The following is an 8,106-nucleotide window of genomic DNA, read 5'->3' as shown; positions in this document are numbered from 1 at the left end:
GGCGCTTCACCTCCTGCCGGAGGAGGTGGACCTGCCACCCCGTCCAACAACGGCAGTCAACCACCCCCGCAGAGCGGTCCTCTGGAGGCACCCCGTGAAAACAAACAGGTTCAGTGATGCGGTGTGCGTCCCGGCGGAGATGCTTTTTCAGGAGCAAATTCCTGTTTATGTCCCGGGTTTTTGACATGCCCGGGTAAATTTTTATGGTCGTGGATTAGCAGGATTTGGTTGCGTCCTGTAGAATTTAAATCAGCACTGGGGGGAGTGACTTTGAGCAGGGAGAAAGAGAACCCGCAGCACCGGTGGCTCTCCTGCACCGGTGAACAGGTGGATGATAACACAATTTTAATTCAGCGTACTCTGCGTTCCGGCCAGAAGATCCATTACGACGGCAACATCGTAATTATTGGCGATATCAACCCGGGGGCGGAGGTGGTAGCTACGGGTAACATCATCGTAATGGGTGCCGTGCGGGGAGTGGTACATGCCGGTGCCGGTGGGAATGAAAAGGCCATGGTACTTGCTTTCCGCCTGGAACCCACCCAGCTCCGTATTGCCGGTCACATTACGCGCCCCCCCGATGAGCAGAGCTCAAGACCTGAACGGCCTGAAGTAGCCCGGATAAAGAACGGGTTGGTGACGATCGAAATTTTTAATGGGGAACGCCAGGGATAAAATGGGAAATTGCGAAAAGAGGAGGCTCTTATATGGGTGAAGTTATCGTGGTCACCTCCGGTAAAGGGGGGGTTGGTAAAACCACCACCACGGCCAACCTGGGGGCGGGCCTGGCTGCCCACGGGCACCGGGTGGTACTGGTGGATGCCGATATCGGGTTGCGCAACCTGGACGTGGTCCTGGGGCTTGAAAACCGTATCGTTTACGATATAACCGATGTTACCGGGGGGCACTGCCGTCTCCGGCAGGCTCTGATCAAAGATAAGCGTTTCGAGGGGCTTTTTCTGCTGCCCGCCGCCCAGACCAAAGATAAAACAGCGGTAAGTCCCGATCAGATGAAGGCCCTGTGCGAGGAACTCAGGCAGGAATTTGATTACGTCATCATCGACTGCCCGGCAGGCATCGAGCAGGGGTTTCGTAATGCTATCGCCGGTGCGGATAAGGCCATTGTCGTGACTACCCCCGAGGTGGCCGCGGTACGTGATGCGGACCGGATCATCGGGCTACTGGAGGCGGCTGAACTGCGGGACCCCAGGCTGATTATCAACCGTATCCGCCCGCGCATGGTGCGGCACGGGGATATGATGAGCATTGAGGATATTATCGACATCCTGGCGATCGACCTTTTGGGAGTGGTGCCGGAAGACGAGATGGTGGTGATCAGCACCAACCGGGGAGAACCCGTGGTTCAGGATGAACGTTCCCGCTCGGGACAGGCTTACCGCAACATCGTCCGGAGGATTAAGGGAGAAGCAGTACCGATGATGAACCTGGACGAAGGCGGTTTTGTGTCCCGCTTTTTGCGGCGGATGATCGGTTTATCCTAATCTACTGGTAAGGGGGGTTGGCCTTGCTCGAGTTTTTAAACCGCATGTTCGGGCGGGAAGCAGGTGGGAGTAAAAATGTGGCCAAGGAGAGGTTACGCCTGGTGCTCGTGCACGACCGGGCCAGTGTTTCACCCCAGCTCCTGCAAACATTGAAAACGGAATTGATTCAGGTTATCGAGAAGTACATGGATATTGACCAGGATTCACTCGAGATCAACCTGGACAGCAATGAAACCCAGGTGGCCCTGGTGGCCAGCATTCCTGTGAGGGGTATGAAACGCACGGCGAGACACCTGGCATCGGGCATTTGAAACCGCATAAATCGACAAGCGTGACCCTGTGGTAATTTGGCATTACCCCGGGGCTTTTTTTGTGCCCGGAGGTGGTATATAATTAAACCTGTAGTTTTGGGGCCATTGAAAGAATGGTGATGTAACTTGTTCGGTCAACGGTTTGTACGCAGCCTTGATCATGTCCTTCTCTTAGCGGCCGGCCTGTTGATCCTGTTCAGCCTGGTGGCTATTGGCAGCGCCACGCTGGAATTTACCGATGAATCGTACAGCCGGCTGAAAGATCTTTTTTTTATCGTGAAACTGTTCCACCTGGATTATACCTACGTTGTCAGACAACTGGCATGGATTATCATCGGCTTGCTGTTTATGGCGGCGATTATGTATATACCATACGAAGATATTTGTAAACATGCCCGGGGACTTTATATACTGAACCTGATTATGCTGGGCGCAGTCATTTTTATCGGGCGGGAAGCTCTGGGTGCGCAGCGCTGGATCAGCATCGGGCCCTTCAGTTTTCAGCCTTCCGAGTTTTCCAAGCTGATCATGATCATCACCCTGGCCAGCTTCCTGTCCGCCCGGGAAGGCCGCTTGAATCGCCTGCGGGACCTCCTGCCCTGCTTTATGTACGTGGGGCTCCCCACTCTCCTGATCCTGAAGCAGCCGGACCTCGGCACTTCACTGGTGTTTGTGGCCGTCATGTTCGGCATGCTTTTCCTGGCCGGGGCCAGGCCGGGTCTGCTCCTGGTCCTTATAGGAACGGGCCTGACCCTTATGATTGGCCTGTTTGTCCTGCATGCGCACCTGCACAACACCGACGTCAACCTGGAAAAACAGCTGCTGGCCCTGGAACAGCAAAAAAAGACGGCCGTTTCTGAAACTGCCAGGCAGGAGCTGGAAAAGAAATATCAGCAGGTGGAGAAAGATTACCAGAAAGCTCACCGCCGGCATGAGTCTTTCCACCGGCACATCCTCAAAGAATACCAGGTCACCCGCCTGACCGTTTTTTTAGATCCCCAGAGTGACCTGCTGGGAGCGGGCTACCACGTGTGGCAGTCGCTCATTGCTATCGGTTCCGGGGGATTTCTGGGCAAAGGATTGCTCGGAGGCACCCAGAGCCACCTGACCTTTCTGCCCATCCGCCATACCGACTTCATTTTCTCGGTTGTAGGTGAAGAGTTTGGGTTTGTGGGGGCGGTGACGCTCCTGGGTCTGTACCTGCTCCTCCTGTACCGGGGGGTTAAAATTGCATCCCAGGCCAGGGACCTGCAGGGAGCGCTCCTGGCCGGCGGAGTGGTCTGTATGTTTGCCTTTCACGTCTTTATCAATATTGGCATGACAGCGGGGATTATGCCAGTGACAGGTATTCCTCTCCCCCTTTTCAGTTACGGGGGTAGCAATATAATCATGAACCTGTCTGCGCTGGGGCTTTTGCTGAACGTTTACATGAGGCGCAAGAAAATCCTGTTTTAGATGGTGAAATCTGGTTCATTGAGGGCCGTATACATTGCCCTGGTCCAGCGAGCCTTTCGGGTTACCAGTGCTCCCCTTGCATAAGCGACGGCTGCTTCCCTTACACTGCCGCTGGCACCCGTGATCACTTTTAACCCGTGCTGCTGGAGTGTTTGGATGGCTCTCAACCCTGCGCTGCCCAGAATTAATGTGTCCACGCCTTCCTGCACCAAAAGTTTTGCCAGCTCTTCGTAGTTGTGCTGGAAAGGCGCGGTTGATAACACCTTGTGGCCTTTAATTTCTCGGTCTGATATATCGAAAATTATAAATTCCTTGCTCCTCCCGAAATACTGTTTAACAAAACCGCTATCGTTTGGAATAGCCACTTTCATATCTTTTCCCTCCTTTTGCCAAATCTTGTAGAACATATGGTTGTGCAGAGTAAATACAACCTTTGCATTCTCAAGGGGCGGGTTACCCGGTCTACAGGACACGCAAAAAAAAGACCAGGAGTGGTGAACAGCCCTGTGAAAGATAAAGCGATTAGGAAACCTTCCTTATTGCATAAAGGGGAATTGCATTGTGCAATGGGGAGGGGGTTTAACACTTTGTAAATTGCAATATCCCTCTCATTCCAGGAAGACTATAAAACTGGACCGTTGTACGGGGATCTTGACAAATCGCTGGAAATCATAAACCTTTCCCGTACCACCGGGACTGGCAGGCCTATTTTGCCGTTTCCAACCTTACCGGGTGTACTGAAGAACTTTTGCTTACCGACTTGCTGGCCGCAAAACAAACCTGCCGCATTTTCAACATCTTGACGTGGTAATTTCAAGGGATGCTAAACTTGAATTTGGCCAGGGAAATATACCTGTAAAAAATTTTAGTTATCAAGACACCTGGACAGAAGATCTCTTGGAGATGGGGGTTGACAGGAAAGCTAAAAGCAATATATGATAGTAGTGATAATGATTATCATTATACAATAAGAACGATAATGAATATCATTAACATTTAAAAGGGGGGTTGGGGAGATGCATGAAACAAGCGGTATTAAACTGCTTGGGGAACTGGCTCAGGGGACAAAGTGTCGGGTCGCGCGGATTAATGCTCAAGGTGACTTGCGCAGGCGCATCCTGGCCATGGGGTTGGTGCCCGGCGTGGAAATTACTGTTCAAGGCAGGGCGCCGCTGGGCGACCCGATAGAGATCATTGTTCGAGGTTTCCGGTTGACTTTGCGAAAAGAAGAGGCAAACGGAGTGGCGGTGGAAGTCTTTTAAAGTTTAGAGCTTGAGATCAGGGAGTGCTTGTGGATGAAACACTGGGGTTTATGAACCAGGGGGAGAGCGGTGTGGTCCGTGATATTGCGGGCGGCGTTTCATTGCGTGAGAAATTGACCGCTCTCGGTCTTGTGCGTGGAAAGGTTGTCCATATGGTTCAAAACAACGGTATCGGACCGGTAATTGTAGCCCTGGGGGAAGGACGTCTGGCTTTGGGGCGAGGGATGGCCCAGAGGATTTTTGTTGATGAGATTGCATTTAAGGAGGAGTAAGTCACATGGAAGTTGCGCCCGAATTAAAACCCGCGGGCATTGTTATCGCCCTGGCAGGTAATCCGAATTCCGGGAAGACCAGTATTTTTAATAACCTGACCGGTGCCCGCCAGCATGTGGGGAACTGGCCGGGGGTAACGGTAGAAAAGAAAGAAGGCCGGCTGATTTACGAAGGGGTTTCGCATCGGGTGGTGGACCTGCCGGGTATATACAGCGTGGGAGCTGTTTCGGAGGATGAAATAATTGCGCGGAATTATATTTTAAAAGAAAAACCGGATGTGATTATTAACGTTATTGATGCCTCAAATATTGAACGTAATCTTTATTTAACTATTCAGTTATTAGAGATGGGCGCCAATGTAGTGCTCGCCCTGAATATGATGGATGAGGCTGAAAGCCGCCACATATCTATTGATGTTGCCAGGCTTTCTGAAATACTCGGTATTTCGATAGTACCTACGGTGGCCACCAAAAAACAGGGCATGAAGGAACTGCTAACCTGTGCCTTTAATGCTGCCAGAAATCCAAAACAGCAGCCGCTTAAAATTACCTACCAGCGAGAAGTTGAAGAAGAATTGGCCTCTCTGGAGACCATTATTGCCAGTCATGCAGGCCTGATGAGGGATTACCCTTTACGTTGGCTGGCTATAAAGTTGCTTGAAGAAGATGATCGGTTTGTAGAAGAGATACGCAAGTATCCCGGTAGCACTGACCTGCTGGCTCGCCGCGAAAAAAGTGTTCGCAGGTTACGGGAATTAACCGGTGAGGAACCGGAGATCCTTCTGGCCGACCAGCGTTATGGTTTTATTGGCGGGCTGGTTAGAGAAACCGTAAAAAGACATACCCGTGTTGAACAAAGATTATCTCTTTCAGATAAAATTGACCGGATTGTAACTAATCGTTATCTCGGACTCCCCATTTTTCTGTTTTCCATGTGGGCTGTTTTTCAATTCACTTTCAAGCTGGGAAACCCCATGGTGGACTGGATCGAGACCTTTTTTCAATGGCTGGGGGAGGTGGTGGGTAAAGGTTTATCTGCCGTGGGGGCCCCTCAGATTGTTAATTCCCTGGTTGTAGACGGTATTATTGGCGGCGTAGGTGCGGTGCTGGTTTTTGTCCCCTTGATTTTTTTGCTCTTCCTGGCCATCTCTTTTCTCGAAGATAGCGGTTACATGGCCAGGGCGGCCTATATCATGGACCGTTTTATGCATGCCCTGGGGCTGCACGGGAAATCCTTTATGCCCATGCTGATTGGTTTTGGGTGCAACGTACCGGCGATTCTGGCTACCCGCACCCTGGAAAATAAGCGGGACAGGCTGATAACAATTCTAATCAACCCCCTGATGTCCTGCACAGCCCGTCTTCCTATCTATGTGCTCTTTGCCGGGGCCTTCTTTGGTGCCCGGCAGGGCCTGGTAGTTTTTTCAATCTACCTTTTGGGTATTTTGCTGGCCATCATCATGGGCAAAGTCTTTCAAACTTTTCTCTTCAAAGGCGAGGCTGCTCCCTTTGTCATGGAGCTTCCACCGTACCGCATGCCCACTTTGCGGGGAACACTGATTCATATGTGGGACCGGGGTAGTGCCTTCCTGCGTAAGGCCGGTACCATCATCTTCGGCGTGGTGGTCCTGATCTGGCTCCTTTCTGTGCTGCCCTGGGGCGTGGAACCCGCCAGCAGGGAAAGTCTAATCGGCAGACTGGGTGCTATTTTTGCCCCCGTTTTAGCCCCTGCTGGATTTGGTACCTGGGAAGCTGCCTCTGCCCTGCTCTTCGGCCTCCTGGCCAAAGAGGTAGTGGTCAGTACTCTTGGTGTCATTTACGGTGTGGGCGAGGAAGCTAAAAGTTTGATCCCCATCATCCAGCAGCACTGGACTCCTCTTTCGGCGTATGCCTTTATGGCTATGTGCTTGATTTACATTCCCTGCGCGGCGACCATCGGCGCCATCAAAAGGGAAACCAACTCCTGGAAGTGGACGGCTTTTGCCATCGGTTACAGCCTCGTCCTGGGATGGCTGGTGGCAGTGATTATCTACCAGGTTGGCCATTTATTAGGATTGAGCTGAATATCCGGTTTTCCGATTTATAGCTGCATGTCTTCATCTTAGCTCCAGTCGTTCATCCCGGCTCGACCAGTCCATCAGGAAGGCCGGGATTTTATATAACACTAAAATGAGAATGATATCCATTACCATCGAAAAGGTATGGATATCTTACACCAATTGCATTTGTGGGGTTATGGGCGACAAAAGTTGGGACGAGGACAGCTAAAAGGGGGATTGAACTATGAGCGTATTTATTGTTGGTGGCGACCGGCTCGGGAAAATCCCACATAACCTTTTTCGATTGGGGTTCGATGGGGTTTACCATTTCAGAGGGCGGAAAAATACTGCTGCAGGTAAGTTGAACATACCAAAAGAGGCCGGCCTGGTCATCGTCTTAACAGACTACGTTAGTCATACCATTGCTACTTTAATCAAAGAAGAAGCCAGGAAGAAAAATATTCCGGTAGTATATGCGAAGCGAACCTGGGGCCATATACACCGGAAACTTGGGCTGAACCAGGTGGTAACGGAAAATGTTAAACTTTAGACCTCGTATGGATTACTTGCTGCATGATGCCGTAGAATGCCTTGTAAGTGCCCTGGAGGCCCGGGATCCCTATTCCTGCGGGCATTCCCGGCGGGTGGCGGACATGGCGGTGGCTCTCGCCCGGCTGGTTGGCTTGAAGGGCGGGGAACTGGAAATGGTACATATTGCGGCCCATTTGCACGATATAGGCAAAATCGGCATTCCGGATCAAATTTTACGCAAGCCGGGCCGGCTCTTACCTCACGAATATGCCATAATCCAGCGCCATCCGGAAATCGGTTATAATATTTTAGCCAAATCGCGACAATTGAAAAGGATTGCTGTAATAGTCCTGCACCACCACGAGCGCTGGGACGGGAAAGGTTATCCCCGCGGATTAAAAGGGGAGGCCATTCCCCTTGGCTCCCGAATTATTGCGCTGTGCGATGCAGTGGACGCTATGACTTCGGAACGCCCTTACCGCCCGCCACTGAGCTGGCAGCAGTGCTGGCAGGAGGTTCTGGCCGGCAAAGCCAGGCAGTTTGACCCCGTGCTCGTGGAAGCGGCAGAACGGTTGGGTTGGGTGCCAGGCACTTAACTTATTAACTTATTATTGACATTTCTCTTTAATAACCTTAAAATGGTTTTAAGCAATGGTTAAAAACTTTTAGAAGCTTTAAACCGTCACGGAGACGGGGTCGGAACGGACAAGCTGGACCTTTGCAAATAGAAAGCC

General features: G+C 51.4%; 11 protein-coding genes. 10 read left to right on the top strand and 1 reads right to left on the bottom strand.

What is annotated here, in order from left to right:
- From ACPLUI_RS07940 to rodA, 5 genes are all read left to right on the top strand, one after another.
- A partial coding sequence (locus ACPLUI_RS07940; protein ID WP_424659730.1) for a hypothetical protein occupies window positions 1–184 on the top strand: 184 nt, incomplete at its 5' end.
- Window positions 185–270: 86 nt separating this feature from the next.
- Complete coding sequence (minC, locus tag ACPLUI_RS07935) at window positions 271–675, top strand: septum site-determining protein MinC (RefSeq protein ID WP_424659729.1); 405 nt, start codon at window positions 271–273, stop codon at window positions 673–675.
- 32 nt (window positions 676–707) lie between these two features.
- Window positions 708–1,502 (top strand): septum site-determining protein MinD, encoded by a 795-nt coding sequence (gene minD, locus ACPLUI_RS07930; protein ID WP_424659728.1) that lies wholly within the window; start codon window positions 708–710, stop codon window positions 1,500–1,502.
- Window positions 1,503–1,525: 23 nt separating this feature from the next.
- A complete protein-coding gene (gene minE / locus ACPLUI_RS07925; RefSeq protein WP_424659727.1) occupies window positions 1,526–1,813 on the top strand; it encodes a cell division topological specificity factor MinE in 288 nt (95 codons plus the stop codon).
- 126 nt (window positions 1,814–1,939) lie between these two features.
- The gene (rodA, locus tag ACPLUI_RS07920; protein WP_424659726.1) at window positions 1,940–3,268 is read left to right on the top strand and encodes a rod shape-determining protein RodA; all 1,329 of its coding nucleotides are present in this window, start codon (window positions 1,940–1,942) and stop codon (window positions 3,266–3,268) included.
- On the opposite strand, the gene ACPLUI_RS07915 is transcribed toward rodA, so the two are convergent.
- On the bottom strand, window positions 3,265–3,639 hold the full coding sequence (locus ACPLUI_RS07915) for a NifB/NifX family molybdenum-iron cluster-binding protein (RefSeq protein ID WP_424659725.1): 375 nt from the start codon (window positions 3,637–3,639) through the stop codon (window positions 3,265–3,267). The genes rodA and ACPLUI_RS07915 overlap by 4 nt on opposite strands.
- 645 nt (window positions 3,640–4,284) lie before the next feature.
- Here ACPLUI_RS07915 and ACPLUI_RS07910 point away from each other — a divergent pair.
- From ACPLUI_RS07910 to ACPLUI_RS07890, 5 genes are all read left to right on the top strand, one after another.
- Window positions 4,285–4,530 (top strand): FeoA family protein, encoded by a 246-nt coding sequence (locus ACPLUI_RS07910; protein WP_424659724.1) that lies wholly within the window; start codon window positions 4,285–4,287, stop codon window positions 4,528–4,530.
- 29 nt (window positions 4,531–4,559) lie between these two features.
- Entirely contained in the window at window positions 4,560–4,802 is a 243-nt protein-coding gene (locus tag ACPLUI_RS07905) for a FeoA family protein (protein ID WP_424659723.1), read from the top strand.
- A gap of 5 nt (window positions 4,803–4,807) precedes the next feature.
- Window positions 4,808–6,865: a ferrous iron transport protein B gene (gene feoB, locus ACPLUI_RS07900; RefSeq protein WP_424659722.1), complete on the top strand. Its 2,058-nt coding sequence runs from the start codon at window positions 4,808–4,810 to the stop codon at window positions 6,863–6,865.
- 220 nt (window positions 6,866–7,085) lie between these two features.
- Window positions 7,086–7,391 (top strand): DUF2325 domain-containing protein, encoded by a 306-nt coding sequence (locus tag ACPLUI_RS07895; RefSeq protein ID WP_424659721.1) that lies wholly within the window; start codon window positions 7,086–7,088, stop codon window positions 7,389–7,391.
- 7 nt (window positions 7,392–7,398) lie between these two features.
- Entirely contained in the window at window positions 7,399–7,968 is a 570-nt protein-coding gene (locus ACPLUI_RS07890) for an HD-GYP domain-containing protein (protein ID WP_424659720.1), read from the top strand.
- The last annotated feature ends 138 nt before the right edge of the window (window positions 7,969–8,106 follow it).

It is taken from the genome of Desulfofundulus sp. (assembly GCF_049701015.1).
GTDB lineage: Bacteria > Bacillota > Desulfotomaculia > Desulfotomaculales > Desulfovirgulaceae > Desulfofundulus.
The sequence above is the reverse complement of the archived record's forward strand: the minus strand, read 5'-3'. Positions and strand labels throughout refer to the sequence as shown.

Coding starts and splice junctions, on each gene's coding strand:
- minD (WP_424659728.1), top strand. CDS start 708: ATGGGTGAAGTTATCGTGGTCACCTCCGGTAAAGGGGGGGTTGGTAAA.
- ACPLUI_RS07915 (WP_424659725.1), bottom strand. CDS start 3,639: ATGAAAGTGGCTATTCCAAACGATAGCGGTTTTGTTAAACAGTATTTC.
- ACPLUI_RS07910 (WP_424659724.1), top strand. CDS start 4,285: ATGCATGAAACAAGCGGTATTAAACTGCTTGGGGAACTGGCTCAGGGG.
- feoB (WP_424659722.1), top strand. CDS start 4,808: ATGGAAGTTGCGCCCGAATTAAAACCCGCGGGCATTGTTATCGCCCTG.
- ACPLUI_RS07895 (WP_424659721.1), top strand. CDS start 7,086: ATGAGCGTATTTATTGTTGGTGGCGACCGGCTCGGGAAAATCCCACAT.
- ACPLUI_RS07890 (WP_424659720.1), top strand. CDS start 7,399: ATGGATTACTTGCTGCATGATGCCGTAGAATGCCTTGTAAGTGCCCTG.